Here is a 22,092-nt window from a genome sequence, read left to right on the forward strand (position 1 = left end):
GCCGGCGTCGTCGTACAGGCTCAGCCGAGCTGCTCGGCGAGGGCGCGGATCCGGGCGAGGGAGGAGTCCTTGCCGAGGATCTCCAGGGACTCGAACAGCGGCGGGGAGATCCGCCGCCCGGACACGGCGGTGCGGACGGGTCCGAACGCGAGGCGGGGCTTGATGCCCAGCCCGTCGACGATCGCCTCGCGCAGCGCGGTCTCCAGGGCCGGGGCGCGCCAGTCCTCGAGGGGCTCCAGCGCCTCGAGGGCGGCCCGGAGGACGTCGCCGGCGGAGTCCTTGAGCTGCTTGCGGGCGTCGTCGGCGAGCTCGATCTCGTCGTCGGCGGCGAACAGGAAGGACAGCAGCTCGGGGGCCTCCCCGAGCAGGTTCATCCGCTCCTGCACCAGCGGGGCGGCCTGGTCGAGGACGGCGGCCTCCCGCTCGGTGAGGGTCTCCCCCAGCACGCCCGCGGCCTGCAGGTAGGGGACGAGGCGGTCGCGGAAGTCGGCGGGCTCGAGCAGGCGCACGTGCGTGCCGTTGATGGCGGTGGCCTTCTTGAGGTCGAAGCGGGCCGGGTTCGCCAGGACGTCGTGGACGTCGAAGTGCGCCACCAGCTGCTCCACGGTGAACACGTCCTCGTCCGCGGACAGGGACCAGCCGAGCAGGGCCAGGTAGTTGAGCAGTCCCTCGGGGACGAAGCCGCTGTCCCTGAGGTGGAACAGGCTGGACTCGGGGTCGCGCTTGGAGAGCTTCTTGTTGCCCTCCCCCATGACGTAGGGCAGGTGGCCGTACTCGGGCACGTACTGCGCGACGCCGATCTCCACCAGCACCCGGAAGAGGGCGATCTGGCGCGGCGTCGAGGAGAGCAGGTCCTCCCCGCGCAGCACGTGGGTGATCTCCATCAGGGCGTCGTCCACGGGGTTGGTGAGGGTGTACAGCGGCTGGCCGTTGGCGCGCACCACGACGTAGTCCGGGATGGACCCGGCCCGGAAGACGATCTCGCCGCGGATCATGTCGTGGACCACGATGTCCTCGTCCGGCATCCGCAGCCGCAGCACCGGTTCCCGGCCCTCGGCCCGGTAGGCCGCGACCTGCTCCTCGGTGAGGTCCCGGTCGTAGTTGTCGTAGCCCAGCTTGGGGTCGCGGCCGGCGGCGCGGTGCCGGGCCTCGACCTCCTCCGGGGTCGAGTAGGCCTCGTAGACGGCCCCGTGCGCCAACAGCTTCGCGGCGACGTCGCGGTAGATGTCCAGGCGCTGGGACTGCCGGTAGGGGGCGTGCGGACCACCGGTCTCCACGCCCTCGTCCCAGTCGATGCCGAGCCAGGCCAGGGCCTCGAGCAGCTGCTGGTAGCTCTCCTCGGAGTCCCGCTGGGTGTCGGTGTCCTCGACGCGGAACACCATGGTCCCGCCGGTGTGGCGGGCGTGGGCCCAGTTGAACAGCGCGGTGCGGATCAGCCCCACGTGCGGGGTGCCGGTCGGGGACGGGCAGAAGCGCACCCGCACGGGCGAGGAGGCGGAGGCGGTGGCCGGGGTGGCGGGCTTTTCGGTCATGGCTCTTTCGGGACGTCGGTGGGTGCGTGGGTGGGTCAGCGGGGCGTGCGGTCGCGGGCGTCAGCGGCGCAGGACGGTGGGCAGGACGCCGATGCCCTCGACCTCGACCTCGATGCGGTCGCCCTCGTCGACGACGCCGACGCCGGCGGGCGTGCCCGTGAGGATCACGTCGCCGGGCAGGAGGGTGAATGCCTGGGAGACGTAGGAGACGAGGAACGGGACGTCGAAGACCATGTCCCGGGTGCTGCCGTCCTGCCTGGTCTGCCCGTTGACGCGGCTGCGCACGGCCAGTGCGGAGGTGTCGAGGTCGGTCTCGATCCAGGGGCCCAGCGGGCAGGCGCCGTCGAAGCCCTTGGCGCGGGCCCACTGGTTGTCGGTGCGCTGCACGTCGCGGCCGGTGAGGTCGTTGGCGGCGGTGTAGCCGAAGACCACCTCGGGCACGCGCTCCACGGGCACGTCCTTGCACATCCGCCCGATCACCACGGCGAGCTCCGCCTCGTAGGAGACCTCCTCGGTCCACGGGGGCAGGGTCACCGGGTCGCCGGGGCCGGCCACGGAGGTGTTGGGCTTGAAGAACAGCATCGGCGAGGTGGGCAGCTCGTTGCCCAGCTCCGCGGCGTGGTCGGCGTAGTTGCGCCCGACGCACACGATCTTGGAGCGCGGGATCACCGGGGCCAGGAGGCGGACGTCGGCGAGCTCGTGGCGCTGCTCCGTGGGGTGGATCCCGGTGTAGAACGGGTCGCCCGCGAGGACGGTGACCGTCTCGGCGCCGGGCGCGCCCTGGACCGCGCCGAAGTGGATCTCGTTGTCGACGGTGAACCTGGCAATTCGCATGGCCCCAGGCTATCCCACGGCCCGCAGGGCGGCGCGCGGCCCCCTCGTCCGGTCACCGAGAGGGCCGCGCCTGCCTCAGACCAGGCGGGTGAGCCAGCCGTGGGGATCCTCCGCGCGGCCGGTCTGGATGTCGAGCAGCTGCTTGCGGATGTCCATGGTGACGGTCCCGGGCCGGGCGCCCTCGTCGCCGATGGTCCCCTCCGCGGAGAGGAGCCGGCCGATGGGCGTGATCACGGCCGCGGTGCCGCAGGCGAAGGCCTCGGTGACCGTGCCCGACCGCCAGCCCTCGCGCCACTCCTCGAGGGTGAAGCGGCGCTCCTCGACGGTCATCCCGCGGTCGCGCGCGAGCTGGATGATCGACGTGCGGGTGACCCCCTCCAGGATGGTGCCGGTGAGCTCGGGGGTGACCAGCGTGTCGTCCCCGAGGACGAAGAACACGTTCATCCCGCCCAGCTCCTCGACGGCGTCCCCGCGGTCGCGGTCCAGGAACATCACCTGCTGGCAGCCGTGGGCCTCGCCCTCGATCTGGGCGACCAGCGAGGCCGCGTAGTTGCCGCCGCACTTGGCCGCCCCGGTGCCGCCGCGCCCGGCGCGGGCGTAGTCGCGGGAGAGCCAGATGTCCACTGGCTTCACGGGCCCGCCGAAGTAGTTGCCGGCCGGGGAGGCGATCACCGAGTACAGCACCTGCCGGGACGGGCGCACGCCCAGGAACGCCTCGGTGGCGATCATGAACGGGCGCAGGTACAGGGACTCGCCCTCCCCGTCCGGCACCCACTGCTCGTCCACGGACACGAGCTCCCGCAGGGAGTCCAGGAACATCGCCTCGGGCAGCTCCGGCAGCGCCAGCCGGCGGGCCGAGCGGTTGAGCCGGGCCGCGTTGGCCTCGGGCCGGAACGTCCACACGGAGCCGTCCGCGTGCCGGTAGGCCTTCAGCCCCTCGAAGATCTCCTGGCCGTAGTGGAGCACCGCGGCGGCGGGGTCGAGCACCAGCGGCCCGTACGGCTCGATCCGCGGGTCGCTCCAGCGCCCCGTGCCCGCGACGACGTCGCCGAACCAGTCGATCTTCACCATGTGGTCCGAGAAGTTCGTGCCGAAGCCCGGGTCGGCGAGGATGGCCGCGCGCACCTCCTCCGGGACCGGGTCCTGGGTCAGGTGGTGGGCGAAGGTGGTGGGCTGAGTGGTCACTGCGTCTCCCTGCGGGGTCGACCCCGTGGCGACCGGCACGCGGGGCGGGCGGATGTTTCGTGTTCCCAGCCTATCCCCGGAGCGCACGGGCGGGAGCGGCTCAGGTCAGCGCGGCGAGCACGCCGTCGCCCACCTGGGCGGTGCTGCGGGCCTCGGTGCCGTGCTCGGCGAGGTCCTGCTGCACGGCGGCCTCGATCCGGGCGGCCTGCTCCGGGAGCCCGAGGTGCTCGAGCATCATGGCGGTGGCCAGGATCGCCGCGACCGGGTTCGCCAGCTGCCGTCCGGCGATGTCCGGCGCGGAGCCGTGCACGGGCTCGAACATCGACGGCGCGGTGCGGTCCGCGTTGATGTTGCCCGCCGGGGCCAGGCCGATGCCGCCGGTGACCGCGCCGGCCAGGTCGGTGAGGATGTCGCCGAAGAGGTTGTCGGTGACGATCACGTCGAAGCGCGCCGGGTCGGTGGTGAGGAAGATGGTCGCGGCGTCCACGTGCAGGTAGTCGACCGCGACCTCCGGGAACTCGGCGCCGATCTCCTCGACCAGCCGGGAGTAGAGCCGCCCCGCGTTGACCAGGACGTTGTGCTTGTGCACCAGGGTGAGCTTCCGGCGCTCGCGCCGGGCGGCCAGCTCGAAGGCGTAGCGCACCAGCCGGCGCACGCCGTGGGCGGTGTTCAGCGACACCTCGGTGGCGATCTCGGCGTCCGTGCCGGGGCGCAGCACCCCGCCGTTGCCGGCGTAGGGGCCCTCGGTGCCCTCGCGGACCACCACGAAGTCGATGTCCCCGGGCCGGGCGAGCGGGCTGGTGGTGCCCGGGTAGAGCCGGGAGGGGCGCAGGTTCACGTAGTGGTCCAGGGCGAAGCGCATCCGCAGCAGCACGTCCCGCTCGATGATCCCGGAGGGCACCCGGCGGTCGCCGGGGGCGGCGCCCACCGCGCCGAAGAGGATGGCGTCGTGGGCGCGCAGCTCCTCCAGCGTCTGCTCGGTGAGGGTCTCCCCCGTCTCCAGCCAGTGCTGGGCGCCGAGACCGAACCGGCGCTTCTCCACGCGCACGCCGACGGCGGAGGTCACGGCGTCGAGGACCCTCTCCGCCTCGGCCACCACCTCCGGGCCGATGCCGTCGCCGGGGACGACGGCGATCCTCAGGGGGGCGGGGGCTGCTGCGGGAGTCGGCTCGCTCATGCCCTCAGAATAGGAGCGCCCTGGCGCGGGCATCCACGTCTCGGACGGACGTCTCACATGCCGGACGGCCCGGTGGGGCTCAGGCCTGCAGGGCCGCCGGCTCCTCGTAGCGGGGGAACACCGGCGCCGGGGCGGGCAGCGGGGTGCCGGGGACCAGCCGCGCGCCCAGGGCGGTGAAGAGCCGGGCGTCGCCCTCGGCCTGGCCGAGCACGTCGAGCAGCCGGCCGGCCGCCTCCGGCATCACCGGCTGCACGAGCAGGCCCACCGTCCGCACGACCTCGAGGGTCACCCACAGCACCGTGGCCATCCGCTGGGGATCGGTCTTGCGCAGCTTCCACGGCTCCCGCGCGGTGAAGTAGCGGTTGGTCTCGGCGACCACCCGCCAGATCAGCTCCAGGGCCCGGTGGAACTGCTGCTCGTCGAACTCCGCGCGCACCGGCTCGTAGAGGCCGGCCGCGGCGTCGAGCATCGCCCGGTCCTCGGCGGTGAGCTCCCCGGGCTCCGGGACCCGGCCCTCGCAGTTCTTCGCCACCATCGACAGCGAGCGCTGGGCCAGGTTGCCGAGGTCGTTGGCGAGGTCGGAGTTGATGCGGTTGCGGATCGCGTCGTGCGAGTAGCTGCCGTCCTGGCCGAAGGGCACCTCGCGCAGCAGGAAGAAGCGCAGCTGGTCCAGCCCGTACTCGGCGACCAGGGCGTGCGGGTCGATCACGTTGCCCACGGACTTGGACATCTTCTCGCCCTGGTTGAACAGGAACCCGTGGGCGAAGACCCGCTCGGGCAGGGGCAGCCCGGCCGACATCAGGAACGCCGGCCAGTACACCGCGTGGAAGCGGGCGATGTCCTTGCCGATCACGTGCGCGCCGGCCGGCCAGTAGCGCCGGAACAGCTCCGAGTCGGTGTCCGGGAAGCCGACCCCGGTGAGGTAGTTGGTCAGTGCGTCCACCCACACGTACATCACGTGGTCCGGGTCGCCGGGCACGGGCACGCCCCAGTCGAAGGTGGTGCGGGAGATCGAGAGGTCCTCCAGGCCCGATCGCACGAAGGAGGCGACCTCGTTGCGGCGGGTCTCCGGGAACACGAAGCCCTGCTGCTCGTAGAGGGCCAGGAGCCGGTCCTGGTAGGCGGAGAGCCGGAAGAAGTAGGACTCCTCCTCGGTCCAGGTGACCTCCGTGCCGGTGCCCACCGAGTAGCGCAGCCCGTCCTCGCGCAGCTCGGTCTCGTCCTCGGCGTAGAACGCCTCGTCGCGCACCGAGTACCAGCCGGCGTACTTGCCGAGGTAGATGTCCCCGGCCTCCTCCATGCGCCGCCAGATGGCCGCCGAGGCGGCGTAGTGGTCGGGGTCCGTGGTGCGGATGAAGCGGTCGTAGGAGATGTTCAGGGCGTCGTCCATCTCCCGGAAGCGCGCCGCGTTGCGGTCCGCGAGCTCCCGGGCCGTCAGCCCCTCCTTCTCCGCGGTCTGCTGCATCTTCTGCCCGTGCTCGTCGGTGCCGGTCAGGAAGCGGACGTCGAAGCCGTCGAGCCGCTTGAACCGGGCCATGACGTCGGTCGCGATCACCTCGTAGGCGTGCCCGATGTGCGGGGTGCCGTTGGGGTACGCGATGGCCGTGGTGATGTAGTACGGGGTGCGGTCGGAGGAAGTCACGGTTTCCACTCTACCGACCGCGCGGAGGCTGCGGCGCCCGCCCGCGGGTGCCACGATGGGCGGGACAGCCGGCACCGATCCCTCAGGAGGCCACCGTGCGCAGCGAGCTCTTCGCCCAGGACCACTTCGAACGCCAGAGCCAGGAGCGCTGGACCCTGCAGTCCCCCCGGATGCTGCGGGTGGGCCTGGGCCCGGACGTGGTCGCCACGAAGGGCGCCATGGTCGCCTACCAGGGGCGGATGGGCTTCCGGCACGAGGGCTCGGGCTCGCTCGGCAAGCTCATGAAGAAGGTCCTGACCAGCGAGGACGCACCCATGATGCGCGTCTCGGGCGAGGGCGAGGTCTTCTTCGCCCGGCAGGCGCGCAACGTGTTCACCGTGCTGCTGGAGGGCGAGGGGATGACGGTCAGCAGCTCCTCCCTGCTGGCCTTCGACGACACCCTGTCCTGGGACATCCGGCGCGTGGGCGGGGCCGGGCTGATGGCGGGCGGGCTGTTCAACCTGGAGCTCTCCGGCCACGGGGTGCTCGCCCTGTGCTCCGACGGGGCGCCGATGATCCTGGACTGCGCCGGCCAGCCCACGTACGTGGACCCGCAGGCGGCCGTGGCGTGGTCGGCCAACCTGGTCCCGGGGATCCGGAACGACCTGTCGATGGGCTCCCTGCTGCGCGGCGGCTCCGGCGAGTCCTTCCAGCTGGCCTTCTCCGGCCCCGGCTTCGTCATCGTCCAGCCCTCGGAGGGCGTCCCGGTGGTGCGGCAGGGCTGAGCGGCCGGCCCCGGGCGCGCTCAGCGCCCAGGCGCCCCCGGGTGAGGGCGACGACCAGCAGCGCGGCCCCGGCGTAGGTGCCGAGCACGACGAGGTCCACCACGTCCAGCAGCCCGGTGTGCACCGGCTTCGCGGCCAGCAGGACGAGGTGGTCCTGGGCGGGGGTGAAGCTGGCGTGCAGCAGCACGCACAGCAGGACGCTGCCGGTGCGGTTGCGCAGCGGCGTGTAGAAGAACGCCAGGACGAAGGGCACCACGAAGCCCAGCGGCCCGTAGAGCGGCACGTGCCACACTCCCCACAGCAGGCCCAGCAGCGCCGTGGCGCGCAGCGGCCCCAGCCGATGCTGCAGGCGCGGCAGCGCGAACCCGCGCCAGCCCGGCTCCTCGAGGCCGCCCCCGAGCACGGCCACGAAGGCGAAGCCCGCCAGGTAGGCGGGCGCCCGGTCGAGGGCCAGGGACCAGTCGATCTCCCGGCCCAGCGCCCCGAGCACCAGGTTGGCGACGGCGTACAGCAGCGCGGGCAGCCCCAGCGCCCAGGCCCACCAGCGGACGGGGACCCGCCACCGCACGATCGCCCGGGCCCAGGGCCGCAGCGACTCCCCCGCCAGCCGCTGCACGGTCCAGGCCGCCACCAGCGGCCCGAAGCCGCCGAGCAGGAGCAGGACCGTGCCACCGGCCCCGGCCAGGAGGGGCGCCCAGCACGCCCAGGACCAGGCGTAGGCCAGCGCGAAGAAGGCCACGAGCTGGTGGCGTGCGGTCCAGTCCCGCACACCCCTGCCGGGCGACCGCTCGCGTGCGCCGACGTCCGCCATGCGGACCACCCCCCGATCGTGGCGGCTGCCTCCGCCCTCAGGGTACGGCTGCGGGTACGGCGAGGGGCCGCGTCCGCGCGGAATGCTCGGCGCATGACGTGCGGACGCGGCCCCTCGGCCGGTGCTCCCGGCCCCGTCCGGGGCGGCGGGAGCGGGTGCGGATCAGCGGGCCGCGGTGCCCTCCACGTAGTCGGCGTCCGGGGAGGTCCAGGCGAAGAGCTTGCGCAGCTCGCGGCCGGTGACCTCGATCGGGTGGGCCTCCTCCTTCTCGCGCAGCTTCTTGAACTCGGGGCCGCCCTGGTCCTGGTCCTCGATGAAGCGCTTGGCGAAGGTGCCGTCCTGGATGTCGGCGAGCACGGCCTTCATGTTCTCCTTGACCGCGGGGTTGATCACGCGGGGGCCGGAGACGTAGTCGCCGTACTCGGCGGTGTCGGAGATGGACCAGCGCTGCTTGGCGATGCCGCCCTCCACCATGAGGTCCACGATCAGCTTGAGCTCGTGGAGGACCTCGAAGTAGGCGATCTCCGGCTGGTAGCCGGCCTCGGTGAGGGTCTCGAACCCGTACTGGACGAGGTGGGACATGCCGCCGCACAGCACGGCCTGCTCGCCGAAGAGGTCGGACTCGGTCTCCTCGGTGAAGGTGGTCTTGATGACGCCGGCGCGGGTGCCGCCGATGGCCTTGGCGTAGGACAGGCCCAGCTCGAGGGCCTTGCCGGAGGCGTCCTTCTCGACGGCCACGAGGGCGGGGACGGCGCGGCCGGCCTCGAACTCCCGGCGCACGGTGTGCCCGGGGCCCTTGGGGGCGACCATCACGACGTCGACGCCCTCGGGGGCCTCGATGTAGCCGTAGCGGATGTTGAAGCCGTGGGCGAAGAACAGGGCGTCGCCGTCCTTCAGGTTCGGGGCGATCGACTCCGCGTAGACGTGGCGCTGGACCTGGTCCGGGGTGAGGATCATGATGACGTCGGCTTCCTCGACGGCGTCCGCGACGGTGAGGACGCGCAGCCCCTCGGCCTCGGCCTTCGCGCGGGACCTCGAGCCCTCGGCCAGGCCGATCCGGACGTCCACGCCGGAGTCGCGCAGGTTCAGCGCGTGGGCGTGGCCCTGGGAGCCGTAGCCGATGACGGCGACGGAGCGGTCCTGGATGATCGACAGGTCGGCGTCGTCGTCGTAGAAGATCTCTGCCATGGGGGTGTCTCCTTGAAGCATGGATGGGCGCGGCGGAGCCCGCCGCGAGGTGGTTGGGGTGTCTGTGGGCCGGCGCCCGGGGCACCGCCGCCCGGGGGCGTCAGTGGCGCAGGGCGCGGTCGCTCATCGACTTGGGACCACGTCCGAGGGCCAGCGTACCGGCCCGGACGATCTCCCGGACGCCGAAGGGCTCCAGGATGTCGAGCAGCGCCCGGAGCTTGTCCGGGGCGCCGGTGGCCTCGATGACGAGCGACTCGGTGGAGACGTCGACAACGGTGGCCCGGAACAGGTCTGCGGCTTGGGTGACCTGCAGACGGGTCGCGGCGTCGGCGCGCACCTTGACCATGATGTGGTCACGCTGCACCGACGAGTCGGTGGTGAGCTCGACGATCTTGATGACGTTGATCAGCTTGTTCAGCTGCTTCGTCACCTGCTCGAGCAGCTCGCCCTCGGCGTCCACCACCACGGTGATGCGGGAGACGCCGTCGAGCTCCGTGGGTCCCACGGCGAGCGAGTCGATGTTGAAGGCGCGGCGGGCGAACAGCCCGGCCACGCGGGTGAGCACCCCGGGCTTGTCCTCGACCAGCACGGAGAGGGTGTGTCGGCTCATGGTCAGTCCTCCTCGTCCCACTCGGGGGTCATGTTGCGGGCGATCTGGATCTGGTCGTTGGACACGCCGGCGGGCACCATCGGCCACACCATCGCGTCCGCGGAGACCACGAAGTCGATCACCACGGGGCGGTCGTTGATCTCGAGGGCCTGGCGGATGACGTCGTCCACGTCCTCGTCCCGGGTGCAGCGCAGGGCGGCGCAGCCGTAGGCCTCGGCGAGCTTCACGAAGTCGGGCACCATGATGCTGTCGTGGCCGGTGTTCAGGTCGGTGTTGGAGTACCGGCCGTCGTAGAACAGGGTCTGCCACTGGCGCACCATGCCCAGCGAGGAGTTGTTGATCACGGCCACCTTGATCGGGATGTTGTTGATCGTGCAGGTGGCGAGCTCCTGGTTGGTCATCTGGAAGCAGCCGTCGCCGTCGATCGCCCACACCACGCGGTCCGGCTGGGAGACCTTCGCGCCCATCGCGGCGGGCACGGCGAAGCCCATGGTGCCCAGCCCGGCGGAGTTCAGCCACTGGCGGGGCCGCTCGTAGCGCACGAAGTGGGAGCTCCACATCTGGTGCTGGCCCACGCCGGCCGCGTAGACGGCCTCGGGGCCGGTCAGGGCGGAGATCCGCTCGATGACGTGCTGCGGGGAGCCCAGCCCGTCGGCGGGCTTGGGGTAGCCGAGCGGATAGGTGGCCTGCAGGCCGCTCAGCGTGGTCCACCACGCGGAGAGGTCCGGGGCGCCGCTGCGCTCGAACTCCTGGCGCACGGCGGCGACCAGGTCCGGGATGATCTCCTTCACGTCGCCCACGATCGGGACGTCGGCGGTGCGGTTCTTGGAGATCTCGGCGGGGTCGATGTCGGCGTGGATGATCCGGGCGGTGGGGGCGAAGGTCTCCAGGTGGCCGGTGACCCGGTCGTCGAAGCGCGCGCCCAGCGTCACCAGCAGATCGGCCTGCTGCATCGCGTACACGGCCGGGACGGTGCCGTGCATCCCGGGCATCCCGAGGTTCTGCTCGTGGGAGTCGGGGAACACCCCGCGCGCGGTCAGCGTGGTGACCACCGGGGCCCCGGTCAGCTCCGCCAGCTCGGCGAGCTCGGCCGCCGCGTCGGCGCGCATCGTCCCGCCGCCCACGTAGAGCACCGGGCGCTGGGCGGCCGCGACGAGCCGGGCGGCCTCCCGCACCTGCTTGGCGTGCCCGCGGGTGACGGGCCGGTAGCCGGGCAGGTCCATCCGCGGCGGCCAGGAGAACGTCATGGTGTCCTGCTGGGCGTCCTTGGCGATGTCCACGAGCACGGGACCGGGCCGGCCGGTCGAGGCGAGGTGGAAGGCCTCGGCGAGCACGCGCGGGATGTCCTCGGCCTGCGTCACCAGGTAGGAGTGCTTGGTGATCGGCATCGTCATCCCCACGATGTCGGCCTCCTGGAAGGCGTCGGAGCCGATGACCTTCGAGGACACCTGCCCGGTGATGGCGACCATGGGAATGGAGTCCATGTGCGCGTCCGCGATCGCCGTGACGAGGTTCGTCGCCCCGGGCCCGGAGGTCGCGATGCACACGCCCACCCGGCCGGAGGCCAGGGCGTAGCCCTCGGCGGCGTGGCCGGCGCCCTGCTCGTGCCGGACCAGGATGTGGTTGATCTTGTCGGTGTCCATCAGCGGGTCGTAGGTCGGCAGGATGGCGCCGCCGGGCAGGCCGAACACGTCGGTCACCCCGAGCTCCTCCAGGGACCGGATGACGGCCTGGGAGCCGGTCATCTGCATGGGCGGCACGGTGTTGCCGGGCCCGTGGACGGCCGGAGCTGCCGGGACGACGTGCTCGCGGGCCCCCGGAGGCCGGTGGTCGGCGGCGGTGTCCACCCGCTTGGTGGCCATCAGCGCCGGGCTGATCGGCTGTCCCTTGCTCATGTCACTGTCCTTCTGGTGTCGGTGGTTCTGTTCCGGCCCCTGCGGTCGCGTCCCCGTCGGCGCCGGGCAAGAAAAAGGGCCCTCGCTGCACCGGGTGGTGCGACAGGGCCCGTGCGCTCGACCGGTCGTCGGCTCAGGCCCCGCGTCCGACGAGGACGCGTACCGTGAGCTTGACGACACCGTGGCTGAGTTGCATGGCTCCATGCTCTGCCGCCCGCCCGGGTGTGTCAATCTTCGGACGGCTCGTCCCACCATGTGAGACAGCGCACGCCGCGGCCGTCGTCGCGCCTGCGCGGCGGGCCCCGCGGGGACGTCCGGCTGCCGCCGGAGCAGGGGCCGCTCCCCGCGACGAGCCGGCCCGCACCCTCGGACGGCGCGCAGCCGGGCCGAGGGCCGGCCGGACGTGCCCCGCGGCGGACCCGGTGCGGCCCGGTGCGACCCGGGCGAAATGGACAAGCCGCCGTGAAGTGGTAGAGTACTTTCTCGTTGCGAGGCGGAGCACGGCGCAAGCCGGCCGGCCCGATTCGGCCCTCGAGCCGGGTCGTGCTACTGTTTCTGCCGCAGCACCCGCGCCCCTAGCTCAATTGGCAGAGCAATTGACTCTTAATCAATGGGTTCTCGGTTCGAGTCCGAGGGGGCGCACCACAGCAGAGGCCCTGCCGCGTCAGCACGCGGCAGGGCCTCTTGTCATTGCCGGAACCGGGCACCGCTCGGAACCGTCCAGCGCCCCGGCCCGGAGCGCCTCCCGTCACCCCTGGACCCGCCGTCCCCGGACCCGGCGGCGGACGCGCCGGTCCGGGCACGACAGCACCCGGGGCCACGACCGCGCCCCGGGTGTTCTCGGCCGGACCACATCCTCGTGGCCCTGCCGGCGCGCGGCGGCGCGGAGGCCGTGCCGCGCCGCCCCCGGCCGGTGATCGCGGGCGGCACCGACCGGCTCAGGGCGTGGTGTCGCCCTGGACCACGGTCTCGCGCTCCACCGCGTCATCCACCTCGATCTCCTGGGCGGCCGGGGGCGCACCGGCGGACCCGGCGTCGGTGACGGTCCCGTCGGGCTCCACCCGCAGCTTCCAGCGGGCGCCTCCGAGGGTGGTGATGATGTCGGCCAGGGTGCGGCGCAGGCTCTCGTCGGTGAGCAGGCCGTCCCCGACCAGGTCGTCCTCGAGCTGCGTGGCGGCCTCGAGGATGCGCTGCCCCTCCGGGGTGATCGACACGAGGTGGCTGCGGCGGTCCCGCACGTTCTTCGAGCGGGTGACGTGCCCGTGCAGCTCGAGCCGGTGCAGCGTCTTGCCCATGGTCTGCGCCTGCACCCGCACGCGGTGCGCCAGCTGGGCCTGCGTCATGCTCCCCGCGGTCTGCAGCACGTCGAGGGCCATGACGCCCGCATGGGTGACGCCGAGCGTGGCCAGGCGCTCGTTCCAGGCGTGCTCCACGAGACGTGCCGCCGTGGAGAGCAGTCTGTTGGTGGGCCATTGAGTGGTGAAAGGCATGAAAAGCAGTCTACCGACCCGGAACGCCGATTACAGCATCATGCTAAGCAAACTTATGAGCATTTCGCCGCGCGGGGCGCCGGGCAGCCCGGGTGCCGCCCGCCGACCCGTCCGGCGGCAGCCCGGGAACCGCCGGTAGTCTTCGTGGTCCGGGCACCGCCCGGACCACACCGCACCGCACAGCACAGCATGGAGGAACCGTTCATGGCGGCACGTCTCGAACCCGGCCGGAAGGCCCCCGACTTCACCCTGCCCGATGCGCAGGGCCGGCCCGTTTCGCTCGCCGACTACCGCGGGCGCCGCGTCGTCGTCTACTTCTACCCCAAGGCCTCCACACCCGGCTGCACCACGCAGGCGTGCGACTTCCGCGACAGCCTGGAGCGCTTCGCCGCGGACGGCTTCGCCGTCGTCGGCATCTCCCCCGACGGCCCGGAGGCGCTGGCCCGGTTCGTCGACGCCGAGGCCCTGACGTTCCCCCTGCTCTCCGACGCCGACCACCGGGTCGCGGAGGCGTACGGGGCCTGGGGCGAGAAGAAGAACTACGGCAAGACCTACGAGGGCCTCGTGCGCTCGACCGTGGTGGTCGGCCCTGAGGGGGACGTGGAGCTCGCGCAGTACAACGTCCGGGCGACGGGGCACGTGGCGAAGCTGCGCCGCGACCTCGGACTCGACGCCTGAGGCTAGGATGGGCGAGGGGCCCGGACGGGCCCCTCGGCGCGAGTGGTGGAACTGGCAGACACGCAGGATTTAGGTTCCTGTGCCCTGACCGGCGTGCGGGTTCGAGTCCCGCCTCGCGCACCCCACGGCCCCGCCCGGGGCCCGAGCACGACCCGGCCGCCGTCGATCAGCACGGCGGTGCCCACGACCACTCCGCCGGCCGGTCCGGCCGGCCACGAAGGACCCATGGCGCCCAGGCGAGTCCCCCGCACCGCGGCCGCCCTCGCGCTCTGCGCGGGGCTGCTCGCCGCGAGCGCGTGCGCGCCCGGCGACGGCGCGCCCGCGCCCACGGCCTCCCGGTCCGTGCCGCAGGCCACGTTCGTCTTCGCCAACGCCGCGGCGGCGCCCACCCTGGACCCGGCGGCTGTCAGCACCGTGGAGACCTCGCGGATCGCCGCCCAGATCCTCGAGGGCCTCGTGCGGGCGGACCCGTCGACGGGCGAGCCCGTGCCGGCGCTGGCCACCTCCTGGGAGCGCTCGGCGGACGGGCTGCGCTACACCTTCGAACTGCGCGACGGGGTGCGCTTCCACGACGGCACCGTCCTGGACGCGGAGGCGGTCTGCGCGAACTTCGAGCGCTGGGAGTCCCTGGCCGCCGCCGGGCAGCGGACCTCCTTCGCCACGGTCTTCCGCGCCGCCGGCGGCGGGACCCTGTACGAGGGCTGCACCGTGGAGTCGCCCTCCTCCCTGGTGCTGTCCCTGACCGCCGCCCGCACGCCCGTGCTGCGGGCGCTGACGCAGCCCGCCTTCGGCATCGCCTCCCCGGAGGCCCTGGCGGCCGGCACCCAGGACAACCACCCCGTGGGGACCGGCCCGTTCCGCTACGAGTCCGGGGACGGCGCCGGCGTGGTGCTCCGGGCCGATCCCGGCTACTGGGGGGAGCTCGGGGACATCGGCACCCTCGAGTTCCGCACCGTCGCCGAGCCCGAGCTGCGCTACGTCGCGCTGCGCCTGGGCCAGGTGGACGGCTACGACCAGGTGGGCCTGGACTCCTTCGCCCCGCTGGCCCGGGAGGGCGTCCAGGTCTTCCAGCGGGACCCGTACTCGGTCTCCTACCTGGGCATCAACCAGAACGTGCCCCCGCTCGACGACCCGGACGTGCGGGAGGCGATCGCCGCCGCGGTGGACCGGGGCGCGATCGTGCGCGAGCACTATCCCGACGGCACCCGGGTCGCCGACCAGTTCCTCCCGGCCCGCTTCGCGATGGACGGGACGGACCTGCGGGTGCCCTCCTACAACCCGCAGCGGGCGCGGGAGCTGCTCGCGGAGTCCTCCTACGACGGGCAGCCGCTGCGCTTCTACTACCCGCGCCACACCTCCCGCACGTACATGCAGGAGCCCGAGAAGGTCTACGCCGACATCGCGGCCCAGCTGGTCCGGGCGGGCTTCGTCATCGAGCCCGTTCCGGTGGACTGGACGGACGGGTACGCGCAGCAGGTCCAGGACCCCGACGGCGACCACGCCCTGCACCTGCTGGGCTGGAACGGCGGCTACCGGGATCCCGACTACTTCATGGGGGCGCTCTTCGGCGGCCCCAGCGGCGAGTTCGGGATCGACAGCGCCTCGCTGTTCCGGGCGGTCGACCGCGCGGCGGCGCTGCCCGACGGCGAGGAGCGCACCCGCGCCTACGCATCGATCAACGACCGTCTCTCCCGCCTGCTGCCGGCCGTCCCGCTGGCCCACCCGATCTCCGCCGTGGCCGTCGACGACTCCGTCACGTCCTTCCCCCTGACCTCCACCGGCTACGAGGAGTTCAACCGGGTCCGCCTCGACCCGGCGCGCTGAGCCCGTCCGCCGAGCGCCCGGTGTCATTCGGGAATCGTCCGGGCGTGGCGTTAGTCTGAGTCCCGACCACTCACCGGCGCAGCGTCCGCGCCGGGCGTTCTACGGGAGCATCGACTGTGACATCACCTCAGGCAACGGAATCGACCGACGTCCTCCTGATCGGGGGCGGCATCATGAGCGCCACCCTCGGCGTGTTCCTCAAGGAGCTCGAGCCGCAGTGGGACATCACGCTGCTCGAGCGCCTGGACCAGGTGGGCGCCGAGAGCTCCAACGTCTGGAACAACGCCGGCACGGGCCACTCCGCGCTGTGCGAGCTCAACTACGCCCCGCAGGCCGCCGACGGCTCGGTGAACCCGGCCAAGTCGCTCAGCATCAACGAGCAGTTCCAGCTCTCCCGCCAGTTCTGGGCCTCCCTCGTGTCCGAGGGCAAGCTGCAGGACCCGCGCACCTTCATCAACCCCGTGCCGCACATGTCCCTGGTCTTCGGCGACGCCCACAGCGACTACCTGCGGCGCCGCTACGAGGCCCTGAAGCCGAACAAGCTCTTCGAGCGCATGGAGTACACCGAGGACCGGGACAGGATCGCCGGCTGGGCGCCGCTGACCATGCACGGCCGGGGCGCCGGACGGGTGGCCGCCTCCTGGTCCCCGGAGGGCACCGACGTCGACTTCGGCGAGCTGACCCGGCAGCAGGTCGCCCACCTGCAGGCCCGGGGCGGCGAGGTGCGCTACGGCCAGCAGGTCGTGGACCTCGACCGGCAGAGCGACGGCACGTGGGTGGCCGAGGTCAAGAACCGGCTCAACGCCGAGGGCCACCGCCTCATCCGGGCCAAGTTCGTCTTCGTGGGCGCCGGCGGCGGCGCCCTGCCCCTGCTGCAGAAGTCCGGCATCCGCGAGGCCAAGGGCTACGGCGGGTTCCCGGTCTCGGGCCTGTGGCTGCGCAACACCGACGAGAACGTGGCCTCCCAGCACAACGCCAAGGTCTACGGCCAGGCCTCCGTGGGCGCTCCGCCCATGTCCGTGCCGCACCTGGACACCCGGTACGAGCACGGCCGGCGCGCCCTGCTCTTCGGCCCCTACGGCGGCTTCAAGCCGAACTTCCTCAAGCAGGGCTCGTTCCTCGACCTGCCGCTGTCCGTGCGCCCGCACAACCTCTACCCCATGACCCGCGCCGGCCTGGCGAACCTGGACCTCGTGAAGTACCTGCTCAGCGAGCTGGCCAAGACCAAGGGGCAGCGGGTCGAGGCCCTGCAGCAGTTCTACCCGACCGCCGACGGCTCCCAGTGGGAGCTCGTCGAGGCCGGCCAGCGCGTGCAGGTGATGAAGCGGGACAAGGAGAAGGGCGGCGTGCTGCAGTTCGGCACCGAGCTCATCACCGCCGCCGACGGCTCGATCGCCGGTCTGCTGGGCGCCTCCCCGGGGGCCTCCACGGCCGTGCCCATCATGCTCAACCTGCTGGCCAAGTCCTTCCCGGGGCGGATCTCCGGGTGGGAGGCCCGCCTGAAGGAGCTCATCCCCTCCTACGGCGTCACCCTCAACGACCACCCGCAGCTCGCGGACGAGGTCATGGGCCGCACCGCCCAGGTGCTCGGCATCAACTGACCCCGCGCCGGCCCCGGCACGCACGCCGCGGGCCCCGGACCGCCCGGTCCGGGGCCCGCGGCGTGCCCGCCGCCGCCCGGTGCCCGGCACGGGCGGTCCCGGCGGCCTGTCGGATTCCGGCGGTACGCTGAGGAGCGCCCGCGCCCGGCCTCCCCGGAGCGCCGTCGACCGTCCCTCCCCTAGGAGCACGCGTGTTTCTCCTCGCCCGCGCCTCAATGGCCAACCGCGCCCTGATCGTGCTCATCACGGTCTTCGTGGCCGTCTTCGGCGTGCTCAGCATGCGCTCCATGAAGCAGGAGCTCATCCCCTCCCTGGAGATCCCCGTGATCAGCGTGGTCTCGGTCATGCCGGGGTCCTCGGCCGAGGTGGTCGACGAGCAGGTGGGCCGGCCGCTGGAGCGCGCCCTGAACATCGTGGAGGGCCTGGAGAGCTCCACGTCCACCTCGCGCAGCGGGCTGTCCGAGATCCAGCTCGGCTTCGAGTACGGCACCGACCTGGACCGGGCCCGCAACCAGGTGGAGCGGGCTGTGTCCAACGTCGAGGCGCAGCTGCCGGAGGACGTGGAGCCCACCGCCTTCGCCGGGTCCGTCGCGGACTTCCCCATCGTCTTCCTCGCCGTGTCCTCCGACGAGCAGCTCAGCCCCCTGGCCGCGGACCTGGAGCGGCTCACGGTCCCGGACCTGCAGAAGATCGACGGCGTGCGCTCGGCCGAGGTCAGCGGCGCCCCGGAGCAGGTCGTGTCCATCCTGCCGGACCAGGCGCAGCTCGCGCGCGCCGGGGCCACGCCCGCCGACCTCCGCACCGCGCTGGAGGAGAGCGGCGGGCTCGTGCCGGTGGGCACGGTCGAGGACGGCGCCACGAGCGTCCCCGTCCAGGCCGGCTCCCCGCTGGACTCCCTCGAGGCCGTGCGCAACGTCCCCCTCCCCCGCTCCGAGGACGCGCCCGCGGACGCCGGGACGACCACCATCGGCGAGGTGGCCACCGTGCAGCTCGCCGACCAGGAGCAGACCTCGATCACGCGCACCAACGGTCAGCCGACCCTCGCCGTGTCCGTCACGAAGACCCCGGACGGGGACACCGTGGGGATCTCCCGCGCCGTGGAGGAGATGGTCCCCGAGCTCGAGGCGGACCTGGGCAACGGCGCGAGGATCACCACCGTCTTCGACCAGGCGCCCTACATCGAGCAGTCCATCGAGGACCTCACCGTGGAGGGCCTGCTGGGCCTCGCCTTCGCCGTCCTCGTCATCCTCGTGTTCCTGGCGTCCCTGCGCTCGACCCTGGTCACGGCGATCTCCATCCCGCTGTCCCTGCTGGCCACCTTCATCGGCATCAGCGCCCTGGGCTACTCGCTCAACCTCCTGACGCTCGCCGCGATCACGCTGTCCGTGGGGCGCGTGGTGGACGACTCCATCGTGGTGATCGAGAACATCAAGCGCCACTACGGGACGGTGGACCTGCGCACCGACCCCGCCAACGCGAAGCGCCGGGCCATCCTCACCGCCGTGCGCGAGGTCGCCGGGGCGATCACCGCCTCGACGCTGATCACCGTGGCGGTGTTCGTGCCGATCGCCTTCGTGGGCGACGTGACCGGTGAGCTGTTCCGGCCGTTCGCGCTCACCACGACCATCGCCCTGCTGTCCTCCCTGGTGGTGTCCCTGACGATCGTGCCGGTCCTGGCGTACTGGTTCCTGCGCGATCCGCGCCTGGCCCGGCGCCGCTCCCGCACGGCCCCCGCCCGGACGGCTCCGTGGTCCTCCGCCGGCGCCGAGGCGCCGACCCGTCTGGCCCGCGGCTACCTCCCGGTGCTGCGCGGCACCCAGCGGCACCCGTGGGCGACGCTCGGGGTGAGCGTGCTGGTCCTCGCCGGCACGGCCGCCCTGCTGCCGGTGCTGCCCACGAACCTGCTGGGGGACACGGGACAGAACACGATGACGGTCGAGCAGGACCTCCCGGCCGGGACCGCCCTGGCCGTGACCTCCGAGCAGGCCTCCCGCGCCGAGGAGGTGCTCGCCTCGACCGAGGGCATCGAGGACGTCCAGGTCACCATGGGCACCGGCGGCGGCTTCTCCGCGTTCATGCCCGGCAGCGGCAGCAACAGCGCCACCTTCTCCGTGACGACGGACGCCGAGGTCGACCAGCAGCAGCTGCGCCGCACCGTGGGCGAGCAGCTGGACGCGCTGGACGGCGCCGGCGACTTCTCCGTGCAGGGCGCCCAGGGGTTCACCAGCAGCGACGTGGAGATCACCGTCAGCGCCCCGGACCAGGACACGCTGGTCGCGGCCGACGACGCCGTCGTGGAGGTCATGCGCGGGCTCGACTCCGCCGGGCAGGTGACGAGCAACCTGGCCGCGACCCAGCCCACCGTGGTCGTGACGGTCGACCGGGCCGCCGCCGCCGAGCGCGGGCTGACCGAGGAGCAGGTCACCGGGGCGCTGGCCGGAACGGTCAACCCCGTCCCGGCCGGGTCCATCGACCTGGACGCCGACTCCGTGGCCGTGACCATCGGCGAGGGCCGCGCCGTGGAGGACGTCGAGGCCCTGCGCGCCCTGCCGGTGCCCACGGCCGGCGGGGTGGCGCGCCTGGACGACCTGGCCGAGGTCGAGGAGACGCTCACCGTCGAGACCATCACCTCCAGCCGTGACCAGCGCACCGCGACCGTGGCCGTCACCCCGGCGGGCGACGACCTCGGCGCCACGAGCGCCGCGGTCCAGGAGGCCCTCGCCGGACTCGACCTCCCGCAGGGCGCGGCGGCCGAGCTCGGCGGGGCCGCCACCGAGCAGCAGACGACCTTCCGCCAGCTGGGCCTCGCGGTGCTCGCGGCCATCGCCATCGTCTACGTGGTCCTCGTGGCGACGTTCAAGTCCCTGGTCCAGCCCCTGATCCTGCTCGTCTCGATCCCCTTCGCGGCCACGGGCGCGGTGCTCGCCCTGCTCGCCTCCGCGGTGCCCCTGGGCCTGGCCTCGCTCGTGGGCGTGCTCATGCTGGTGGGGATCGTGGTGACCAACGCGGTCGTGCTGATCGACCTCATCAACCAGTACCGGGGGCGGGAGCACGGCATGGCGCTGGAGGACGCCATCGAGCGGGGCGCGACCCGCCGCCTGCGGCCCATCGTGATGACCGCGCTGGCCACCATCCTGGCGATGACGCCCATGGCGCTCGGGGTCACGGGGCGGGGCAGCTTCATCTCCCAGCCCCTGGCCGTGGTGGTCATCGGCGGGCTCATCTCCTCGACCCTGCTGACCCTGGTGCTGGTCCCGGTGCTCTACCGGCTCGTGGAGGCCCGCAAGGAGGAGCGCCACCGCCGCCGGGAGGAGCGGATCGCGGCGCTGTCCGGCGCATGACACCTGCGCTCTTTCGTGGACATTTGCGATAGGAAATAACGGTGTCCGCACACAGCCGTCCCGGCCGGGACCGGAGATCGCCGCCGCATCGTGCCTGGTCACGGCGGGAGGCGGGGGCGGTCCCCGGGTGGACTCCGCCCGGCCCCGGCAGGGGGACCCCCGAAAGGGGGACACTCGCGCCCGGTCCGCCCATGTAACCCGGTCGTAGCATTAACGTGTGCCCCGCAGAGATACAGACCGTGTGCAGAACAGCGCCGACGCCTGGGAGGCCCTCTTCAGGGCCCAGGTGACGGTCATGCGGCGCCTCCAGCGCCAACCCGAGTTCGCGGAGCTCTCGGCCCGCGAGTACGACGTCCTGTTCAACCTGTCGCGCTCCGACGAGTCGGGGATGCGGCTCAACGAGCTCAACGAGTACGTGCTGCTCACCCAGTCCAGTCTCAGCCGGATGCTCGAGCGCCTGGAGCTCAAGGGGCTGGTGCACCGGTGGCAGGACCCGCAGGACCTGCGGGGCCTGCGGATCCGGCTGACGGACGCGGGCCGGGCCATGCAGGCGCAGATCGCCGAGCAGTTCCGGGTGCACGTGCACGAGCTGATGTCCGCCGGGCTCGACCCGGAGGAGCTGCGCATCCTCACCCGGCTGGCCGACCGGCTGCGGGAGGCCGTGAACTCCCTCTGACCGGCCCGCTCAGGCGGGCAGCGGGAGCACGACCCGGGCCCCGGGGTCCTCGGGCGTGCCGGCGGCGGACTCCGCCGCGATCCGCATCTCCCCCAGCGTGATCCGCCCCTGCAGAGTGGTCAGGAACGCGGTCTCCGCGGCGTCGGCGCCGGTGGCGATCCGCACGAACTCCGAGCGGGGAGCCAGTCCGGTGGCGTCCAGGGTGTACCATCCGCCGTCGTGCCACGCCTCGACCACGGCGTGGAAGTCCATGGGGGACAGCCCGGGGGCGTAGACGGACACCAGCCGCGCCGGCACGCCGAGGGACCGCAGCAGGGTGATGAGCAGATGGGCGTAGTCGCGGCAGACGCCCTGGCGGGTCAGGTACGTGTGCACGGCGGTGTCCGTGGCCGCCGACGATCCCGCCACGTAGTCCAGGTTCTCGTGCACCCAGTCCCGCACCCGCTGCAGCGTCGCGTAGCCGCCGCCGCGGGCGCCCGGGAAGAGGGCGTCGGCGGTGCCGGTCATCTCGTCGGACGGGCAGAAGCGGCTCGGGCGGGTGTAGCGGACCACGTCCACGGACTCCGCCGCCGGCGGCGGGCCCCCCGCCCCGTCCAGGGCCAGCTCGTAGGAGACGGTGCACTGCGTCCCGCCCGGCACGCGGGCCAGGTGCAGCCGGGTGCCGTGCAGGTCCTCGGCCGGCTCCAGCGGCACCGGTTCGCCGTCCACGCGCAGCCGCAGCCGCTCCCCGGGGTGCGGGCCCCCGCCCAGTCGGGCGGCGGCGAGCGAGAACACCGCCAGGTGATCGGTCTCGGACGCGAAGTCGACCTCCGCGGAGACGGTGCGCCGGGTGGTGGGCACGATG

At 72.7% G+C, this 22,092-nt stretch carries 17 protein-coding genes and 2 tRNA genes; 8 read left to right on the forward strand and 11 right to left on the reverse strand.

Annotated elements, in window-relative coordinates:
• Nucleotides 1-20: 20 nt before the first annotated feature.
• From gltX to metG, 5 genes are all read right to left on the reverse strand, one after another.
• Nucleotides 21-1,532 carry a glutamate--tRNA ligase gene (gene gltX, locus AYX06_RS04170; RefSeq protein ID WP_062734722.1) on the reverse strand — a complete coding sequence of 504 codons (1,512 nt, stop codon included), beginning with the start codon at nucleotides 1,530-1,532 and terminating at the stop codon, nucleotides 21-23.
• 60 nt (nucleotides 1,533-1,592) lie between these two features.
• Nucleotides 1,593-2,366 carry a fumarylacetoacetate hydrolase family protein gene (locus AYX06_RS04175; RefSeq protein WP_062734723.1) on the reverse strand — a complete coding sequence of 258 codons (774 nt, stop codon included), beginning with the start codon at nucleotides 2,364-2,366 and terminating at the stop codon, nucleotides 1,593-1,595.
• Between the two features lie 75 nt (nucleotides 2,367-2,441).
• Nucleotides 2,442-3,551, reverse strand: coding sequence for a branched-chain amino acid aminotransferase (locus AYX06_RS04180; protein WP_062734724.1), 1,110 nt, complete (start codon nucleotides 3,549-3,551; stop codon nucleotides 2,442-2,444).
• A gap of 100 nt (nucleotides 3,552-3,651) precedes the next feature.
• Entirely contained in the window at nucleotides 3,652-4,728 is a 1,077-nt protein-coding gene (locus AYX06_RS04185; protein ID WP_062734725.1) for a 3-isopropylmalate dehydrogenase, read from the reverse strand.
• Between the two features lie 79 nt (nucleotides 4,729-4,807).
• Nucleotides 4,808-6,370 carry a methionine--tRNA ligase gene (gene metG / locus AYX06_RS04190; protein WP_062734726.1) on the reverse strand — a complete coding sequence of 521 codons (1,563 nt, stop codon included), beginning with the start codon at nucleotides 6,368-6,370 and terminating at the stop codon, nucleotides 4,808-4,810.
• 95 nt (nucleotides 6,371-6,465) lie between these two features.
• Here metG and AYX06_RS04195 point away from each other — a divergent pair, with 95 nt between their 5' ends.
• Nucleotides 6,466-7,134 carry an AIM24 family protein gene (locus AYX06_RS04195; RefSeq protein WP_062734727.1) on the forward strand — a complete coding sequence of 223 codons (669 nt, stop codon included), beginning with the start codon at nucleotides 6,466-6,468 and terminating at the stop codon, nucleotides 7,132-7,134.
• On the opposite strand, the gene AYX06_RS04200 is transcribed toward AYX06_RS04195, so the two are convergent.
• The 4 genes from AYX06_RS04200 to AYX06_RS04215 form a co-directional block, all read right to left on the reverse strand.
• Entirely contained in the window at nucleotides 7,088-7,945 is an 858-nt protein-coding gene (locus AYX06_RS04200; RefSeq protein ID WP_062736872.1) for a CPBP family intramembrane glutamic endopeptidase, read from the reverse strand. The genes AYX06_RS04195 and AYX06_RS04200 overlap by 47 nt on opposite strands.
• Nucleotides 7,946-8,107: 162 nt before the next feature.
• On the reverse strand, nucleotides 8,108-9,133 hold the full coding sequence (ilvC, locus tag AYX06_RS04205) for a ketol-acid reductoisomerase (protein ID WP_062734728.1): 1,026 nt from the start codon (nucleotides 9,131-9,133) through the stop codon (nucleotides 8,108-8,110).
• A 100-nt stretch (nucleotides 9,134-9,233) separates the two neighbouring features.
• Nucleotides 9,234-9,743: an acetolactate synthase small subunit gene (gene ilvN / locus AYX06_RS04210; RefSeq protein WP_062734729.1), complete on the reverse strand. Its 510-nt coding sequence runs from the start codon at nucleotides 9,741-9,743 to the stop codon at nucleotides 9,234-9,236.
• Nucleotides 9,744-9,745: 2 nt separating this feature from the next.
• Nucleotides 9,746-11,638 (reverse strand): acetolactate synthase large subunit, encoded by a 1,893-nt coding sequence (locus AYX06_RS04215; RefSeq protein WP_062734730.1) that lies wholly within the window; start codon nucleotides 11,636-11,638, stop codon nucleotides 9,746-9,748.
• A gap of 569 nt (nucleotides 11,639-12,207) precedes the next feature.
• Here AYX06_RS04215 and AYX06_RS04220 point away from each other — a divergent pair.
• Nucleotides 12,208-12,283, forward strand: a tRNA-Lys gene (locus tag AYX06_RS04220).
• A gap of 293 nt (nucleotides 12,284-12,576) precedes the next feature.
• Here AYX06_RS04220 and AYX06_RS04225 read toward each other — a convergent pair.
• Nucleotides 12,577-13,128 carry a MarR family winged helix-turn-helix transcriptional regulator gene (locus AYX06_RS04225; RefSeq protein WP_084271438.1) on the reverse strand — a complete coding sequence of 184 codons (552 nt, stop codon included), beginning with the start codon at nucleotides 13,126-13,128 and terminating at the stop codon, nucleotides 12,577-12,579.
• Between the two features lie 204 nt (nucleotides 13,129-13,332).
• Here AYX06_RS04225 and bcp point away from each other — a divergent pair, with 204 nt between their 5' ends.
• The 6 genes from bcp to AYX06_RS04255 all read left to right on the forward strand — a co-directional run bounded on the left by bcp (nucleotide 13,333) and on the right by AYX06_RS04255 (nucleotide 21,248).
• Nucleotides 13,333-13,806, forward strand: a complete 474-nt coding sequence (gene bcp, locus AYX06_RS04230; RefSeq protein ID WP_062734731.1) for a thioredoxin-dependent thiol peroxidase — start codon at nucleotides 13,333-13,335, stop codon at nucleotides 13,804-13,806.
• A gap of 36 nt (nucleotides 13,807-13,842) precedes the next feature.
• Nucleotides 13,843-13,926, forward strand: a tRNA-Leu gene (locus tag AYX06_RS04235).
• A 105-nt stretch (nucleotides 13,927-14,031) separates the two neighbouring features.
• On the forward strand, nucleotides 14,032-15,630 hold the full coding sequence (locus AYX06_RS04240; protein ID WP_062734732.1) for an ABC transporter substrate-binding protein: 1,599 nt from the start codon (nucleotides 14,032-14,034) through the stop codon (nucleotides 15,628-15,630).
• Between the two features lie 116 nt (nucleotides 15,631-15,746).
• The gene (locus tag AYX06_RS04245) at nucleotides 15,747-17,231 is read left to right on the forward strand and encodes a malate:quinone oxidoreductase (protein WP_084271439.1); all 1,485 of its coding nucleotides are present in this window, start codon (nucleotides 15,747-15,749) and stop codon (nucleotides 17,229-17,231) included.
• A gap of 191 nt (nucleotides 17,232-17,422) precedes the next feature.
• Entirely contained in the window at nucleotides 17,423-20,572 is a 3,150-nt protein-coding gene (locus AYX06_RS04250) for an efflux RND transporter permease subunit (RefSeq protein WP_062734734.1), read from the forward strand.
• 241 nt (nucleotides 20,573-20,813) lie between these two features.
• Nucleotides 20,814-21,248 (forward strand): MarR family winged helix-turn-helix transcriptional regulator, encoded by a 435-nt coding sequence (locus AYX06_RS04255; RefSeq protein ID WP_047804513.1) that lies wholly within the window; start codon nucleotides 20,814-20,816, stop codon nucleotides 21,246-21,248.
• 9 nt (nucleotides 21,249-21,257) lie between these two features.
• Here AYX06_RS04255 and AYX06_RS04260 read toward each other — a convergent pair whose 3' ends face one another.
• Nucleotides 21,258-22,088, reverse strand: coding sequence for a transglutaminase-like domain-containing protein (locus AYX06_RS04260; protein WP_062734735.1), 831 nt, complete (start codon nucleotides 22,086-22,088; stop codon nucleotides 21,258-21,260).
• Nucleotides 22,089-22,092 lie beyond the last annotated feature (4 nt).

The organism is Kocuria turfanensis (genome assembly GCF_001580365.1).
GTDB classification, from domain to species: domain Bacteria; phylum Actinomycetota; class Actinomycetes; order Actinomycetales; family Micrococcaceae; genus Kocuria; species Kocuria turfanensis.